The sequence below is a fragment of the Gilliamella sp. Gris1-4 genome (genome assembly GCF_001690335.1).
GTDB classification, from domain to species: domain Bacteria; phylum Pseudomonadota; class Gammaproteobacteria; order Enterobacterales; family Orbaceae; genus Gilliamella; species Gilliamella apicola_P.
The window spans coordinates 87536-104766 of sequence record NZ_LZHA01000037.1 but is presented as its reverse complement, the minus strand read 5'-3'; the positions used below and the strand labels follow the sequence as shown (position 1 = coordinate 104766).

General features: G+C 35.7%; 13 protein-coding genes and 5 tRNA genes. 3 read left to right on the top strand and 15 right to left on the bottom strand.

Going from position 1 to position 17231, the window contains the following annotated elements:
- Positions 1-692 precede the first annotated feature (692 nt).
- The 8 genes from era to A9G31_RS04660 form a co-directional block, all read right to left on the bottom strand.
- Positions 693-1598 (bottom strand): GTPase Era, encoded by a 906-nt coding sequence (era, locus tag A9G31_RS04695; protein ID WP_065560662.1) that lies wholly within the window; start codon positions 1596-1598, stop codon positions 693-695.
- The gene (rnc, locus tag A9G31_RS04690; protein ID WP_442902668.1) at positions 1595-2272 is read right to left on the bottom strand and encodes a ribonuclease III; all 678 of its coding nucleotides are present in this window, start codon (positions 2270-2272) and stop codon (positions 1595-1597) included. Before rnc ends, era begins: the two co-directional genes overlap by 4 nt.
- An 8-nt stretch (positions 2273-2280) precedes the next feature.
- Positions 2281-3282: a signal peptidase I gene (lepB, locus tag A9G31_RS04685; protein WP_065560660.1), complete on the bottom strand. Its 1002-nt coding sequence runs from the start codon at positions 3280-3282 to the stop codon at positions 2281-2283.
- A gap of 48 nt (positions 3283-3330) precedes the next feature.
- Positions 3331-5127, bottom strand: coding sequence for a translation elongation factor 4 (gene lepA / locus A9G31_RS04680; protein ID WP_034909972.1), 1797 nt, complete (start codon positions 5125-5127; stop codon positions 3331-3333).
- Positions 5128-5281: 154 nt separating this feature from the next.
- Positions 5282-6265 carry a MucB/RseB C-terminal domain-containing protein gene (locus tag A9G31_RS04675; protein WP_065560659.1) on the bottom strand — a complete coding sequence of 328 codons (984 nt, stop codon included), beginning with the start codon at positions 6263-6265 and terminating at the stop codon, positions 5282-5284.
- 6 nt (positions 6266-6271) lie between these two features.
- Complete coding sequence (locus A9G31_RS04670) at positions 6272-6850, bottom strand: RseA family anti-sigma factor (RefSeq protein ID WP_065560658.1); 579 nt, start codon at positions 6848-6850, stop codon at positions 6272-6274.
- Positions 6851-6900: 50 nt separating this feature from the next.
- Positions 6901-7473 (bottom strand): RNA polymerase sigma factor RpoE, encoded by a 573-nt coding sequence (rpoE, locus tag A9G31_RS04665; RefSeq protein ID WP_034909980.1) that lies wholly within the window; start codon positions 7471-7473, stop codon positions 6901-6903.
- Positions 7474-7691: 218 nt separating this feature from the next.
- Complete coding sequence (locus A9G31_RS04660) at positions 7692-10196, bottom strand: class I adenylate cyclase (protein ID WP_141671382.1); 2505 nt, start codon at positions 10194-10196, stop codon at positions 7692-7694.
- Between the two features lie 92 nt (positions 10197-10288).
- Here A9G31_RS04660 and A9G31_RS04655 point away from each other — a divergent pair, with 92 nt between their 5' ends.
- Complete coding sequence (locus A9G31_RS04655) at positions 10289-10900, top strand: NUDIX hydrolase (RefSeq protein WP_065560656.1); 612 nt, start codon at positions 10289-10291, stop codon at positions 10898-10900.
- 357 nt (positions 10901-11257) lie between these two features.
- Entirely contained in the window at positions 11258-12058 is an 801-nt protein-coding gene (locus A9G31_RS04650; protein WP_065560655.1) for a YdgH/BhsA/McbA-like domain containing protein, read from the top strand.
- Positions 12059-12301: 243 nt separating this feature from the next.
- Here the strand turns inward: A9G31_RS04650 and A9G31_RS04645 are convergent.
- The 7 genes from A9G31_RS04645 to A9G31_RS04615 all read right to left on the bottom strand — a co-directional run bounded on the left by A9G31_RS04645 (position 12302) and on the right by A9G31_RS04615 (position 14680).
- A tRNA-Gln gene (locus tag A9G31_RS04645) sits at positions 12302-12376 on the bottom strand.
- A 19-nt stretch (positions 12377-12395) separates the two neighbouring features.
- Positions 12396-12480, bottom strand: a tRNA-Leu gene (locus A9G31_RS04640).
- A 72-nt stretch (positions 12481-12552) separates the two neighbouring features.
- A tRNA-Gln gene (locus tag A9G31_RS04635) sits at positions 12553-12627 on the bottom strand.
- A 25-nt stretch (positions 12628-12652) separates the two neighbouring features.
- Positions 12653-12737 (bottom strand) — tRNA-Leu (locus A9G31_RS04630).
- Positions 12738-12774: 37 nt separating this feature from the next.
- A tRNA-Met gene (locus A9G31_RS04625) sits at positions 12775-12851 on the bottom strand.
- Between the two features lie 116 nt (positions 12852-12967).
- Positions 12968-14065, bottom strand: a complete 1098-nt coding sequence (locus tag A9G31_RS04620; RefSeq protein WP_065560654.1) for a multifunctional CCA addition/repair protein — start codon at positions 14063-14065, stop codon at positions 12968-12970.
- Positions 14066-14680 (bottom strand): TIGR04211 family SH3 domain-containing protein, encoded by a 615-nt coding sequence (locus tag A9G31_RS04615; RefSeq protein WP_065560653.1) that lies wholly within the window; start codon positions 14678-14680, stop codon positions 14066-14068. It abuts the gene before it with no gap.
- Positions 14681-14910: 230 nt separating this feature from the next.
- Here A9G31_RS04615 and A9G31_RS04610 point away from each other — a divergent pair, with 230 nt between their 5' ends.
- A complete protein-coding gene (locus A9G31_RS04610; RefSeq protein WP_065560652.1) occupies positions 14911-17028 on the top strand; it encodes an alpha-galactosidase in 2118 nt (705 codons plus the stop codon).
- The last annotated feature ends 203 nt before the right edge of the window (positions 17029-17231 follow it).

Below are 17231 nucleotides of genomic sequence, written 5' to 3'. Positions count from 1 at the left end.
TGATGAAAATAACTGTGGCGACCTACTTTGGCTACCGTGCGAATCAATAAGATTTAGGGCATAGGTTTGGCAGGCCAGATGCCAGATGCCAGATGCCAACCATGGTAATGCATTTTTATTTCCTTGCCAAATAATTTCTTGTTTTTTATCAATTTCTCTATCCGTTTGCTTTATTTTTGAACGATTTCCTGCTTGAATAAGCTCAAAAATTATAACTTGATGATAAATAATCCGCCACTTTTTTTGTTAATTTATTGTAAAGATTTGTTAGCGGTGAGTGTGGGGTTGCTTTGGCTTTTTTTGGGGAGTGGCGTTTTTTATGGGGCGTAGCGGTTGAGTGGTTTTTGGGACTGGTGGAGTAGGTGCTTTTTAAAGGCCTAAAATCGCTCCGGTAGACTATTGATTTTATTGATTTTTTGTTTTAATTAAATTAGTCGGTTATAGTGGAAAGTGATTTTGTTTGGAGTGGTAGTTTTGTGGCTTTGGTATTTGGTTACTAGATATTTATAGTCACCATATTTAATTTTAAGAGATTGGCGAATTTTGACGCAGGAATAGTTAAGAATTTAAGCTTGTAGTATTGTGCAAGTGGCATTTATAAAATGGCTATTTTTATGACATTAAAAGGCGCAGAATGGATAGAAAATCAGGCATTAGGATGCCTGATTAAAGGTAGAAATCGGGCAAGATCTTTAATCATCACTATAACCCAAACTCCGCAACGCTCGTTCATCATCAGCCCAGCCTGCTTTGACTTTTACCCAAAGCTCTAGATGGACTTTGTTGTCGAAAAATGATTGCATGTCTTTGCGCGCTTCAATACCAATTTTTTTGATTTTTTCACCTTTGTTGCCGATGACCATTTTCTTTTGTCCTTCACGTTCAACTAAGATTAATCCGTTAATTCGATACATTCCGTTACGTTCATCAACTTTGAATTGTTCAATTTCGACAGTTACCGAGTAAGGTAATTCGTCACCCAAAAAGCGCATAAGTTTTTCGCGGATGATTTCCGATGCCATAAAACGTTGCGAGCGGTCGGTAATGTAATCTTCAGGAAAATGGTGTTCGCCTTCTGGTAAGTGTTTTTTGACGATATCTTTGATAATATCTACACCTTCTCCTTTTTCTGCGCTAATTGGCACAACATCAAGAAAGTTAACTTTTTGGCTTATCGCTTGAATATGCGGTAATAATTGAGTCTTGTCGATGACGTTGTCAATTTTATTAATCACTAACAGAACTGGGCTTTTGCAATCTTTGAGTTTGTTGGCGACCATTTCGTCGTCGTCATTCCAATGGGTGCCTTCAACCACAAAAATAACGAGTTCTACATCCCCTATTGAGCTGCTTGCAGCACGGTTCATTAAGCGGTTTATGGCTCTTTTTTCTTCAATATGAAGTCCGGGGGTGTCGATATAGATAATTTGGTCGTTATCCTGCGTGTCAATCCCTACAATTCGGTGACGGGTCGTTTGCGCTTTGCGTGATGTGATCGAGATTTTTTGACCTAGCAATTGGTTTAGTAGCGTTGATTTACCTACATTTGGTCGCCCGACAATGGCGACAAATCCACAATGTTGTGTTGTTTCTGTCATTTTATACCTAATTGGTTGAGAGCTTCTTGTGCGGCAGCTTGTTCTGCTTTTCGGCGACTTAGGCCACGACCTAAATATTCATGGCTATCATTGTCTATTTTGCATTGAATTAAGAATTCTTGTTCGTGGTTATCGCCAGTTACTTCAAGAATTAGATAACATGGGCGCGGACGATGAATTCCTTGTAAGTATTCTTGCAATCTTGTTTTGGCATCTTTTTGTTTAATACCAGGTTGAATTTGGGTCAAGCGACTTTGATACCATGATAAGATAAGTGAACGAACTGTGTCGAGGTTGCTATCTAGATAAATGGCACCGATTATGGCTTCTACAGCATCAGAAATAATCGATTCGCGACGAAAACCACCACTTTTTAATTCACCTTGCCCTAAAATAAGGTGATCGCCCAATTTAAAATCTTTACCAATTTCGGCAAGTGTTTGCCCGCAAACGAGTGTTGCACGCATTTGGCTTAGGTCACCTTCATCTTGTTTGATAAAACGGTGATAAAGTTCATCGGCTATAACAAGACTTAAAATAGAATCCCCTAAAAACTCTAAACGTTCATTATGCAGTTTATTAGCACTTCGGTGAGTAAGTGCTAATTCAAGTAAGGATATATCTTGAAATATATAGCCGATTGATTGTTGAATTTGACTAAATTTTTTCATAATTATAGCTATTAATGTATGCCACCAATACGACTTAAGCGAACTCCAGTTGGCCATTCGTTTGGTTGTTTTTCAAAGCTGACCCAAATTGCGGTTGCTTTACCAACAAAATTAGCTTCCGGTACAAAACCAAAGTATCGACTGTCACCACTGTTATCGCGGTTGTCACCCATCATAAAATAATGCCCTTGTGGTACAACCCAAGTGGCTATCGGTTGTCCATCCTGATGATAAAAATAGTTAGGATTTTCTTGTGAACCTTGGGTGGTTAGAATATCGTGCGGTGTGTCCCCTAGAGTTTCTTGTTGAATATTCATATCCAATGTCACGATAGACTGAGAATCGACAATGCCTTTATCTGCATATTGTTCTAGCGTGTAAAAATTAAGGCCTTGTTTGAACTGTTCGTGTACTTCTTTCCAGTTGCTTGGTTTTGGTTGACTATAATGCAAATCAAGTGGCTGTAATTGTTGCCCTTCGCAATTTGTATCTGTTGCTTGGCAAGCTGGATAGATTAAAATTTGCTTTTCTTTTACTAAATAGACGATTTTGTCACCTGGCAAGCCGACAACACGCTTTATAAGATCCATTTTAGGAACATTTGGGTGTTTAAATACGGCAACATCACCACGTTTTGGTTGTCCTGTCGGTATGATGACGGTGTTAGTAATAGGATCACGCACGCCATAAGAAAATTTTTCAACCGCAATAAAGTCGCCAATTAGTAATGTCTGCATCATTGATCCTGATGGAATTTGAAATGGTTCATAGATGAATGAACGAATAACAAACACAACAAACAGCACTGGAAAAAACGATGCTAAGTTTTCAACCCAACCTTTGGGTTTACCAACTTCGGCAAGTAACTGTCCATCAACTTCGCCATTGCTTTGGGTACGGATTTCTTCAACTTTACGTTGCCTTGCTGGTTTCCATTTGAATTTTTCTAAAAACCAAAAGATACCAGTAATGAGTGTTGCTAATGTTAATATGATGGCAAATGTTCCAGCCATTTTTTCCCCTCTTTAAATAAATCTTTTTATTGATTTGTTTTTAATTGGTTAATCTTTTCCTACATGCAAAATAGCTAAAAAGGCTTCTTGCGGTAACTCGACATTACCTATTTGTTTCATGCGCTTTTTACCTTCTTTTTGCTTCTGTAAAAGTTTCTTTTTACGACTCACATCGCCACCATAACATTTGGCTAATACATTTTTGCGTAGTTGTTTGACCGTTGATCTTGCTATGACATGATTGCCGATAGCCGCTTGTATGGCAATATCAAATAGTTGACGAGGAATAAGATCTTTCATTTTTTCGACTAATTCTCGTCCACGATATGGTGCATTGTCTTTGTGAGTAATTAAGGCTAATGCGTCAACACGTTCACCATTAATTAATACGTCCAATCTTACCATGTCGGCAGCTTGGAATCGTTTAAAGCTGTAATCTAATGATGCATACCCACGTGAAGTCGATTTTAGTTTGTCAAAAAAGTCTAATACAACTTCGGTCATTGGGATTTCGTACGTTAAAGCAACTTGGTTTCCATGATAAACCATGTTGGTTTGCACGCCACGTTTTTCAACACAGAGTGTGATGACGTTGCCTAAATAAGTTTGCGGAACTAATATGTTACATTCTGCTATTGGTTCGCGTAATTCTTGAATGTTATTTACTGCTGGTAACTTGGCTGGGCTATCAACGTAGATAATGTCATTTGATGTGGTTAGTACTTCATAAACAACCGTTGGTGCTGTGGTTATCAAATCAAGGTTGTATTCACGCTCTAAGCGTTCTTGAATGATTTCCATATGTAATAAGCCAAGAAAACCACAACGGAATCCAAACCCTAAAGCTCCAGAATTTTCTGGCTCATAAAACAATGAGGCATCATTTAGACTTAATTTGCCAAGGGCATCACGAAAAGCTTCGTAATCGTCAGAACTGGTTGGGAATAATCCAGCATAAACTTGTGGTTTGACCTTTTTGAAACCAGGTAATGGATTTTGCGCAGGTGCTTTTGCTAAAGTTAAGGTGTCGCCCACTGGCGCGCCTAGTATATCTTTGATCGCACAAACAACCCAACCCACTTCACCACAATGCAGGCATTGTTTGTCAATTTGCTTAGGGGTAAAAATGCCAAGTCGATCAACGTTATAAGTCATACCGGTACTCATTACTTTGATCTTATCACCTTTGTTTAATTCACCATTTTTGATACGAATTAATGAAACTACACCTAAATAATTATCAAACCATGAATCGATAATAAGTGCTTGCAATGGTGCTGTCGAATCACCTTCTGGTGGTGGAATATCACTGACTAATTGCTCAAGTACATCAACAACTCCAACGCCAGTTTTTGCCGAGCAGCGCACTGCATTGCTAGCATCAATACCTACAATATCTTCGATTTCGGCTGCAACGCGCTCTGGTTCAGCTGCTGGTAAGTCAATTTTGTTTAGAACAGGGACAACTTCAAGATCCATATCTAACGCGGTGTAGCAGTTTGCCAGCGTTTGTGCTTCAACACCTTGCCCCGCATCCACAACTAATAACGCCCCTTCACAAGCAGCTAGCGAGCGTGACACTTCATAAGAAAAATCAACATGACCTGGTGTGTCAATAAAATTGAGCTGGTATGTTTCGCCATTTTTAGCATGATAATCAAGGGTTACACTTTGTGCTTTGATTGTGATGCCACGTTCACGCTCAAGATCCATTGAATCAAGTACTTGAGCTTCCATTTCACGATCTGAAAGCCCACCGCAAATTTGTATTATGCGGTCTGAAAGCGTTGATTTACCATGGTCAATATGGGCAATAATTGAAAAATTGCGGATATTTTTATTCATATTAATAAATTATAATTAGTATCTTGGTTATTAATGGTTAACTATCTAAAATGCTTTTGGTTATGACCAATATTGCTAATAATTACATAGTCAGAAAGAGAAGCATTTTACACTTTTATCACTACTAAGCATAGCGTTATCGAGAACTTTGCGTTTATTTCTGAACAATGTTTTGTGCAATACGTTCAACTGTAGTACGCGGTAAATTACCTATGATGATAATATTTTTATGACCTAAGTTGGTTGAAAAAATAGTCCTTCCACCTTGTTGAATAATTTGATTAGCTTGTTTAGCTTGATCAGATGAGATATTAACTGTAAATGAAAATACGCCATCTGAAAACAATTTAGTCGCAATGTCAGAATTGTAAAAATTCAAATTATAAGCAGCTACTTCTTTAAATCCTTTAGGTAACCACGCTAGTCGCCATTGGTCAAGGACATTATTTTGTTTTTCGATCGATAATAAGATTGGGTAAGTTCGGCTGTTGATATAATCTAGTTGCTCTTTTTTATCAAAATTTTTATCTAGCTGTATTACTTTTATTTGATTAATGATGTCGCTATTTTGATCTAATAAATCGATCCTAATTGGTAAACTGTTTTCATCATCAATCCAAATTACATAGCTATAACGGTCCTGTTCTTTGGCTATGATTTTAACTAATTTAGCGCTTCGATTAGCTGTTCTTGATTTCCCTAGGAAAATAAAATCGTAAACTTCTTTAAGATCATTAAAATTATTATAAACAACGTCAGGGAAAGCTTCGATAATTCGTGAGCTAGTGATAGAAAACGATGAACTATTAGGTTGAAAGTAACTGGTTATGCCTTTATGTAAGATGATCTCTTTATCAGAGCCTTCTAGATAGCGCAAGTAGGCATTAATATCTTCTTTTACAGGCGCTCCTATATGGCTATATTCGAATGTGGTTGCATATTGATTTTTATCTTGAGATACGAAGTAAATGCGGTAATCTTGCGTTTGTACAGCGTGATTCATTTTAGTTAATAACGCAAAAGCATCTTCTGTATCGTTAGCATAAATCGATACTGAATAAAATGCAAAAAACAGAGCGAATATTATTTTTCGGCTCTGTTTTATAAAATGTTTGATAAAATAATTTGATGATTTCATTTAAAATTAGTGTGCATTTAATCTTTTTTGCAATTCATAATCTTGTACAAGCAATCTGATCTTATCGTATTGTCGTTTTTCAAGTAATTGTTGATCGTTTTGTTGATGAATGCCACCTACAGGAGCCACACTTACACCAACGGGTACTGTATTTAATGTAGAGCTTGCACTGGTACTATCTGTTTGTCCTTGATTATATTGTACACCTGCAATAATTCCAAGAGTGACACAAGCTGCAAGTCCAACTTGGCTCACTTTGCCTATAAAGTCTTTAACGTGGATCCAAATTAGGTTTTCAGCTTTTGGAGGCGTGGTTGTGTCAATATTAGGTTGATCAATAGGTTGATTGTATAAATCTTCAGTTGCTATCGCTTGAGCAATTTGACTAGAGATATCTAAATTTAATGAACTACTACGATTTAGTGAACTACTATGTAATTCACCTCGCATTGTGTCTCTGATAATATGGTAACGATGCCAGCATGATTGCAAACTTTCATCATTTAATACTTCATCAACAATATGGTCGTTTGTAAACTCACCATCCATAAGTAATGAAAGTTGCTCTTTCTGTTCTATTTGCATAGTAAATACCTTAAATTTATGACTACTCTTTATTCATTTGTTTGTAGCCATTAACTGAGTAATGGTTTAATTTTTTCATCAATTGCATCACGAGCTCTAAAAATACGTGATCTCACTGTGCCAACTGGTACATCCATGATTTGAGCGATTTCTTCGTAGCTTAAACCTTCGATTTCGCGCAATGTAATTGCGGTTTTTAAATCATCAGGTAATGCTTCGATCGTTGCAAATACTGTTTTTTTTACTTCGTCTGAAAGTGCTAAATTTTCAGGATTATCAAGATCTCTTAATGAATCTGCACCTTCGTAACTTTCGGCTTCACTAGCATCTATATCTGATGATGGTGGCCGTCGTCCTTGAGACGTTAAGTAGTTCTTTGCTGTATTGACTGCAATTCGATACAGCCATGTGTAAAAAACACTTTCACCTTTAAAAAGACTTAATGATCGATATGCCTTAATAAAAGTCTCTTGCACAACATCAGGTACTTCAGATGCTAATACATAACGAGAAACCAAATGAGCCAGTTTGTTTTGATAACGAACAACCAGTAAGTTAAATGCGTTTTTGTCTCCATTAAGAACGCGATCTACTAATACTTGGTCTGTTACTTGCTCCCCCATTAAAGGCCTTTCCTTATTTTGTTAGTAACTGTCAATCGGCCCAAAGTTGTGCTGACATACAGTTAGATTCTTAAATTAGAAAAAAGTTCCCATTATTTTAATAGAAATTTAATTATTTTACTTATTAATTGTAAATTTTTATTTTTTTATACTAAAACACATAGTTACCGGAAACTTTTTGACATGATTATATTTAAGAAAGATCGTTTGTTGATCTTTTAATTAAGTGGGATGATCTCTCTTTCATCTCGCTCATTATAGGTGATTTGATAAAATTGAGGTAGATTAAAGTTAACTGAGCTGCTAGTGGTGAATGTGAAACGATCGTCTGATAAAATATAAAATTCGTTGATATCTTTAACCATATTGTCTCTTGAACCATTGCAATTACGGTATATCTCAACTTGGTTATGTTCATTTAGAATGTAAAGATCAAAACCTGAATCGGTATTTTCAAAGAAGAATTGTATGATCCCTGCATAAGCAACGCTGTCAATTTCTTTCGGTAGTTCATTTGTTTCGTCTAAAATATTTAGTGGTCTACCTTGTATTTTGTTATTTGATACCGCACCATAAAAATCAATCGCATTTTCAAATTGATGACATGATACTCCTAATCGCTCAAAAAATAGATACCACGAAGCCCCACCAATCCTTAATGGTTTGACCTGCGTTGAGTTATTTTGGGTGGTAGTTAAACGTAAATCAATACATTCATCCATTAACTTTTTCATTTGTTGTTTGATTTCGTCGCTCAGGTATTCACTATAACAAAAGATTTCTAGCGAATTGGGCAAATCAGCATCTTTATGCATTCGATTTAGTAATTCTTTAATCGCCTGCAATACCGATAACGCACCGCTGAAATGGAGAACACGAATTTCGTTCCACGAATTACGATAAAGAAGATCAATTGATCCCACTAAACTTAGCTCATTTTTACCATAATTAAGTACACTATTGGTCACTTCATCGTCTAATTCAATGTTAGCGCTCGGATCGTCTTCTAAATTTAGAATAATAGCCAAGTGACGAATTTCGCATGGTCCATATAGCTGTTCTTCAGTTGCTGCTGGCACATCAATAGGAAAGTAATTTTTTAGATCAACGATCAATTTATTAATTTTCGAATTATTTCTGTTTTCACCATCATGATAATAAAAGTGAGTGCTATCAGCAATTAAGCCGTTAAAATAACACCAACCTACTAGTTTTACTAAGTATTTGCTATATTCAAGATATTGATGGCCAATAATTGAGTGTAACATGGGTTTTTGATTGTAAACGTACCATCCTGCTCGATTGACACGATCTTCTGCAACATGAATAAATGTTAATGCTTCTTCTTGTAAATTATCAGATATATTGAGCTTTAACGTTGTAATCTTTCCCGGTAATACTTCAAAAGCAGCATAGAGCTTTCGTGTTAATATCGCCAGATCTTGAGGACTAATTAATGAGTCTAAATTATTACGACGACCAAAATTGAGTAAATTTCGATAGCCGGACATCATGGTGTGTAATAAGATTTCGTGTATTTCTCGGACTTGCCCTATTTTCCAAGTTTGACAAGAATCTAATTTTGCAATTTGTTGCTCATCCCATCCCCAACTTTTAACTAGGTCACTTAAAATAGAGCGTCGCCATGACGACGATTGCATTGGGATAGAAAGTTTTTCGTTCACTTTTAAATAAAAGCAATTACGAATTAATTCAAGTCGTTCATAATCATTAATTTCAATGAGGTATTTACTGATTCTGTCCAACAGCATGTAATACGAATCAAGATACATTCCTTTATGAATTTCGCCTTTTTGAATCAGCTCCCTCATTTGATAAGCAACTGGTTTATTTTGTGGGTAAATCCATGAATATGCTTCTAATAATAGGGTTTTAAGTACGGCTTTAAAAGGTGAATCAATACTTTTATAAAGTTGCCATAAACTTGCACCAAAATACTCTTGAGCTGATAATCCAGTTAGTGGACCAAAATCAATCCATTGCTCCCGCTCGATTAAATTGAGATCAACCATTGCTTGAACGCACTTTTCATAAGTAGGATAAGTAACGTTATTTACGGTGAAATTATAAGGTATTGCAAACCACAGCAAGTATTTGCCAGCTAACAAATTTGCGGAGCGGTAAAACTCCTCAAGTAACAAAATATGCTGCGCAGTTCCGCAATTTTCGCCCATTAGGCATTCATGATGTTTATTAATAAAACGATCAGCATCTACCACAAATAACGTTAATTTGACTTGCAAATTTGCTGCCCAGTCTTCGATCAAACGGCATTTTTGTTGTAAGGCTTCTTTTTGCTGATCTGTTAAACTGTTTTCAATGCATATCCAGATATCAAGATCAGATTGAATTGACTGTCCAATAGAACAGGTACTTCCCATTGTATATAAAGCGGATATGGCCGGAATGTTAATTATTTTATTTTCGTTAGTGGATGGAATAAAATCGAATTCAGTTTTAAGCCGTTTACTTACATCATCAGACAATTGATAGCAAGCAATACCTGAAGGTATATCGCCTTCCATATATCCTGGTAATTTAGGTGTGTGATAATGAAAAAGCGCAGGAAGTAATAAAAATACCTGCTGAAATTCAGGAGGCATACCAATGATAGCACGCTCACGTTTCAATTTGGCAAGATCTTCAAGCTCTTTTTTTATGTTATTGATATAATATTGCATGGCTTCAATTAGATAAAACACGCGTATTAATTTAACGCTTCTATTAAATCTAGCATGTTATTTGTGTAAGGTAAATAGAACAAAAATTTAATCCCTAAATAAAATGAATAATTATGATAACAATTGAAAATATTGCTAAACAGATTCAAAAAAAAGAAAACAGAAAATTTATCGATAATAAAGCTGCAGTATTATTGCCGATTGTTGATATTGATCATCAATTGCATCTTTTATTTCAAATTAGATCTAGAAAATTAAAATGGCAACCTGGAGATATTTGCTTTCCTGGGGGGCGTGTGGAATTATCTGATACCAATCCCGAATACACAGCTAAACGTGAAACAGTTGAAGAATTAGGTATACCCTTTAAGCACATAACAATTTTAGGAGCATTACCCAAGTTTATTGCAACATTAGGTATGGCTATTTATCCATTTGTTGGCACAATCAATTCACTTGATGATTTGCAACTAAATCATGATGAAGTCGAACAGATTTTTACCGTTCCTATTGAGTGGTTTATTCAAAATCCCCCTCAGCGTGCAACAATGTTTGTCGGGCATAAACCTTCTGATGATTTCCCTTTTGATATCATTTTAAACCGATCACCTAAATGGCAAAAAAGAGCTGAGTATTCTGTCTATTATTATCAGTATCACAATCGGGTTATTTGGGGATTAACTGCACAAATCCTTAAATTCTTTATTGAAAGAATTAGAGAATAATCTGTAGGAAAAATATAATTTAGAAAATATTAACATTCTTAATTAACTCAAATTAACTCTTTTTTTGACAATTCATTCCATTTTAAACAATTAATGCTAGGCACCCTTCTATTTGATTAAAAGAACTTGAGGATTATTACTGAACGTCTTATAACAATAACAAGTTGTTTTACTATTTTTTCCTACCAAAACAACTATTAATGTCTTAACGCTTTTTACAAGTAGACAAGGACAACACATCAGGAGCTCTGCCAGTTCGAATATTTTCGAAGTAATATCAATAAATATATCTGCAAATAAAATAAGCGTTGAACAGCGATTTTCTATTTTTATAATTCAAAAATGAAGGAATATATTATGAAACGTTTTACCAAATCCTCTATTGCATTAGCCGTATTGTTATCATTACCTGTTGCTAGTCTTTATGCTGCCGAGCCATTAACTGCTAAAGAAAGTAGTCATTTAGTACCATTAAAAGAAATTTCAGTAACTGGAAGTTATTTACAAGCCGAAAATGCTGCTAAAGATATTTCTCGTGCTGCCGATGAAGCAGGTGCTAAATATTACTATATTACTGCAATGGAAAGTCCAGCTAATGGAACTTCTTCAGATCGTGCGATTGTTTATGCCAATATTTACAAATCAAACGCACCAATAGCCGTACAGAAAAAAGAAACTATTTATAATGGTGTAGTTTCTTATGAACGTTCAAAAGCTCTTTACTATTTACCATTTGATGTTGTTAAATTTAAAGGTAATTATAATAACACTTCTGAAATCACCGAAGCTGCAAGTAAATTAGCCGCTGAAAAAAATGCCTATGCGTTTTATATCGATTCAATTTCGTCTGATGATATTAGAAACCAAGCAGAAAATATCGAAATTGCTTTATACAAACAAGACGCACCCGTTAGGGATTATATCGTCACAACAGCAATAGCCGGTCAAGATGCCTACGAGATTAGTAGTGAAGCGTTTAAACGCATGACGCCATTTAATACTATTAGCTTCCATGGTGTATTTAATAATACAGCAGAAATCAGTGCCGCCGCACAAAAACATGCAGTTGCTAATGGTGCACACTTTTATTATGTAAAAGAAGTATCATCTAACCCGGCAGGTACGGCACAAACTGTTTTTGTGAACTTATATAAATAAGATTGTACGTAACTGAAATAAACCCACGTGAGCAATTTGTTTGCCAATGGCAATTTGACTAAAAACCAATCAGGTAGAAAGTTAATTTTATTAATTTTTTATTTGATTGGTTTTAATTAATATCTCTTAATTACCATCAACTGATTTAATAGAAGATAACTCACCAATCTTAATCCACAAAGACAAAGGAATATTTTTAGTCAAAGACTATATTTTAATAGCAAAGAATTGGAAAATATTCTATGGCTGGGGTACAAGGATTCGAACCTTGGAATGGCGGAATCAGAATCCGCTGCCTTACCGCTTGGCTATACCCCAATTAATAGGGGATGATATCTGGTACGGGTAGTGAGATTTGAACTCGCACACCTTTCGGAACTAGAACCTGAATCTAGCGCGTCTACCAATTCCGCCATACCCGTAATTAGGAATAATCAAAAAAAGCAAACAAATAAGTTATGTAATCAGATATCAAAACTTTGAGCAGATTGGAATGGCTGGGGTACCAGGATTCGAACCTGGGCGTGGCGGGATCAAAACCCGCTGCCTTACCGCTTGGCTATACCCCAATAAAGGATAGATGTTAAGATTAAATGGTGCGGGTGGAGAGACTTGAACTCACACACCTTGCGGCGCCAGAACCTAAATCTGGTGCGTCTACCAATTTCGCCACACCCGCACTGAATACTTCCGGTAAAAGTACTACCTAATCTTAATGGTGGCTACGACGGGATTCGAACCTGTGACCCCATCATTATGAGTGATGTGCTCTAACCAACTGAGCTACGTAGCCATTCATTCGCAACGTCATAACCAACACTGCGAGGCGCATTATGCTAGGGTTACGACAAATCGTCAACTATTTTTTTAAGATATTTTGAAAAAAAGTGACGATTGATTAAGATGCAATCAAATCCAGTTTAATAACGCTTCGATTCGCCTTTTTTGTAACTCAAAATGAATTTGTTTTCCTGTATAACCGTCAGAAATAATTTGCTGCACATTGACGCCATTGGCGATTTTATAAGCTTCTTTTATATAATTTGCTTGTGCAAACGATGCTGTTTTAGCAAAAGCTTGGCTTGCAATAATTAATTGGTCAAGGTGCGAAGGGTTGCGCCATACATCAATGCTATTTAGCAAAGAAATAATTTGTTCAGCTGTCAGGGTTTGCACTTGTTCAAGATTATTTCGATTCTGCTGAACCATGACGGCAACTTTAGTATAGTTGTTAGGTACTTTAATTTTTGTACATAATGCTTCAACCGCTAATTTATTAGGTAACTGTGCACACAGTACAGCAAAGCGGATAGTTAAATCATCAGTTAATAGAGCAGATTTTTTTAGTGCATTACTAATATTGGCTGTTAGGTCTAATGATGAAAATAATAATTGAAGCGCTCCACATTGTTCTAGTACTTGAAAATAGATCTGAGGATTTGATGTCAACAATGCTTTTTCAGTTTCTTTCCACACTCGTTCTGGTGTTAAGTAACTAACCTCACCGGCTAATACCATTTGTTTCATTAGATCTAGAGTTTGAGGAGCTACAGTAAAACCGAATTGATGAAAACGAGCTGCAAAACGAGCTACGCGCAAAATACGTAAAGGATCTTCTCGGAAGGCTGGCGATACATGGCGTAAAATTTTATGTTTGATGTCATCAACGCCATGATATGGATCGATTATATTGCCATCTTCGTCCATTGCAATGGCATTAATGGTTAAATCACGGCGAATCAGATCTTGTTCTAATGTGATCTTTTTACCAAAATCACAGATAAATCCAGTATAACCTCTACCGGATTTACGCTCAGTGCGAGCCAACGCATATTCTTCTTTCGTATGAGGGTGTAAAAAAACTGGAAAGTCTTTACCGACTTGTTGATAACCTAATGCTAAAAGCTCGTCTGGTGTAGCGCCAACAACAACCCAGTCATGATCAGCAACAGGTAGGTGCAACAATTTGTCACGCACCCCCCCTCCTACAAGGTAGATTTTACTCATCTATCTCATCCAACGATCTTTTTTGCGTCGGTTTGGTATAATTCTTGGTAATATAAGCCCTAAAATAAGACCGCCTCCAGCAACAAGACCGCCATAGGTAAACCAAGTTACAATAAGGTCTCGGCGTTTATCATCGACTTGATTTAGCATTGATTCAATTCGTGAATTTTGCTCTTTAACTTGTTGTTCTAGTGCTTCATTTTTATTTTGAAGTGTTTCTATCGATTTTTCAGCTGTTTGCAACTTTTGGATATAATCACTTAACAATTTTTGTTGATTTGCCTCAGCATTATCAACTTTATCTTGATATTCTGCTAGTTTTGCTTCGAGCGCTGGAAAGCGTTCTTTATAACTAGGTTGTTCATTTAGTTTGCTTGTTTCAATCCAAGCGGTGCTACCATTGTTTAGTTGAATACGAGTAAATTTACCATCTGCGCTTTTTTCAAGCTCGACTACTTTTGCTCCAGCTTTGACCGCATTAGAAAATGCATATTGCGAACCAGGGCCTCTACGCAAATAAATATCGACATTATCAGTCACATATTTGTCTATAGCGTACCCATTAAAAGCAATGGTAAAAAACGAAAGTAGTGCAATAATATTTTGTTTTTTCATATATTTCCAACAAACATCTATAAATAATTTCATAATAACATAAAATAATAGCAAGTCGCATATTCATTTTATAATAAATAGTTTTAAAATCTAAAATAGATATTCCTCTAGCAATGAAATCGTTTACATTTTTTATGAGATCTTAATCACAAAATATGAAATTAAAAATATTATTTTATATAAATAGCTATTATTTTATATAAGTGACATATTACAAACTTGGAGCCATTATGAATTATCGTCTTAGCAATAATAATATAGATATCCTTTTTCGCACTGAACCGTATGCCGAATTGTGTTATTTTGGTAAACGATTACAAAACTTTCAACCTGAAATGATTGACATGCTTTACCCTGCTGTACCTAATTCCCGTATAGATGTCAACGTTCCATTTACTCTATGTCCAGAGGAAGGTTTAGGTAATTTTAGTACACCAGGGCTTGAAGGGCACCGAAATAGTAAAGATTGGTCTCCCGTTTTTACAACTAAAGAAGTTAATAAAACTGACAATAGCATTACCATTATTAGTGAAGATAACATTGCTAAACTTCGTTTAACCAGTCTTTTTATTTTAGATAAAAATGGCGTATTGCAGTGTCAAAATACATTAACTAATTTAGGTGATGAACCATATCAAGTTAATCGTTTTTCTATTACGTTACCTATTCCTGAACGGGCACAAGAATTAATGGCTTTTAGTGGTCGTTGGATTAAAGAGTTTTTCCCTCATCGAACTAAAATATCACATTGTGGTTATTTACAAGAAAATCGACGAGGACGAACATCACACGAATATTTCCCTGGTATGATGGTTGGTACTGAAGGTTTTAAAGAACAAACTGGCGAAGTTTGGGGAATCCACTTGGGATGGAGTGGTAATCATCGCATTCAAGTTGCAGTTAAAAGTAACGGCAAACGTTTTATTCAAGCAGAAGCTCTGTATTATGCAGGAGAAATATCACTAGCTAAAGGTGAATCTTTAAGTACTCCTTGGTTATATGCTACCTATAGTGATGAAGGCTTAAATAAAATGAGTCAACATTTCCACCAATATTTACGTAGTAATATTATTAAATTCGCCAAAAATAAAGCTCGTCCTGTTCATCTTAATACATGGGAAGGTATCTTTTTTGACCATAATCCTGATTACATTATGAAAATGGCGACTAAAGCGGCTCAAATTGGTGTTGAACGCTTTATCATTGATGACGGTTGGTTTGGTAAACGTGATGACGATTACCAAGGATTAGGTGATTGGTATTTAGATGAGCGAAAATATCCTAATGGTTTAGAACCAGTTATTAAACATGTTAAAGATCTTGGTATGGAGTTTGGTATTTGGGTTGAACCAGAAATGATTAATAAAAACTCAGATCTTTATCGTGCCCATCCAAATTGGTTACTTGAACTACCAGGTTATCAACAACCAGAAGGTCGCCATCAGTATTTACTTGATTTACAAAATCCAGCTGTTTTTGAATATCTACTTGAAAGACTAACTTGGTTACTCAGTAGTTATGACGTTGATTATATAAAATGGGATATGAATCGTGAAATTGTTCAACCTGGTCATGAAGGTAATCCTGCTATTGTTGGTCAAACTAAAGCGCTTTACCGATTGCTTGATATTTTGCAAGAAAAATTCCCTACCGTTGAAATAGAATCTTGTTCATCAGGTGGAGGCCGAGTTGATTATGAGATTTTAAAGCGTACACAACGTTTTTGGACTTCAGATTCTAACGATGCATTAGATAGACAAATAATTCAACGCGGAATGAGTTATTTCTTCCCTCCTGAAGTGATGGGTGCTCATATTGGCGGAGCATTATGTCATACTACATTCCGTGAGCTACATATGAATTTACGCGGTCTAACTGCTTTATTTGGTCATATGGGAGTTGAACTTGATCCAGTAAAAGTATCTGAGCAAGAACAAAAAGGTTTTGCTTATTACATTAATTTACATAAACAGCTGCGTCCTATGTTACATAGCGGTAATTCTGTAAGATTGGATGTTGATGATAACCCTGCTATGCAAAGTTATGGTGTTGTTAGCCAAGACCAAAAAGAAGCTGTGTTTATTATTGCTCAACTAACATTACCAACCTACGCATTAAGCGGTAATTTACGATTGACAGGTTTGTTGGCCGATAAACAATACCAAATTGAAGTGCTAGATATGCCTGATAATATCGATCCTAAAATAAACGGTCATGTTATGAAAGAATTACCTCAATGGATGAAGGACAAAACAACGTTATCTGGTGATTGGTTAATGAATGTCGGTTTACCTTTACCTGTACTTGATCCAGCAACGGCTATATTAATAAAAGTAACTGCTAAATAATGTTATTAATACTTTTAAATTAATTACTTAGCGACTATCAGGGGATTTGCTAATCGCTGTCCCCTTAATATTCAATTTTTAATGAAACAATTCTAGTTTTCAATTCACCAATGATATTATTGGCAAAATTTTTATTTTACCTTATTATGATCAATTAGTTCAGTCATATATCAATAGTATTGCAAGTGAATTAACTTCAAGAC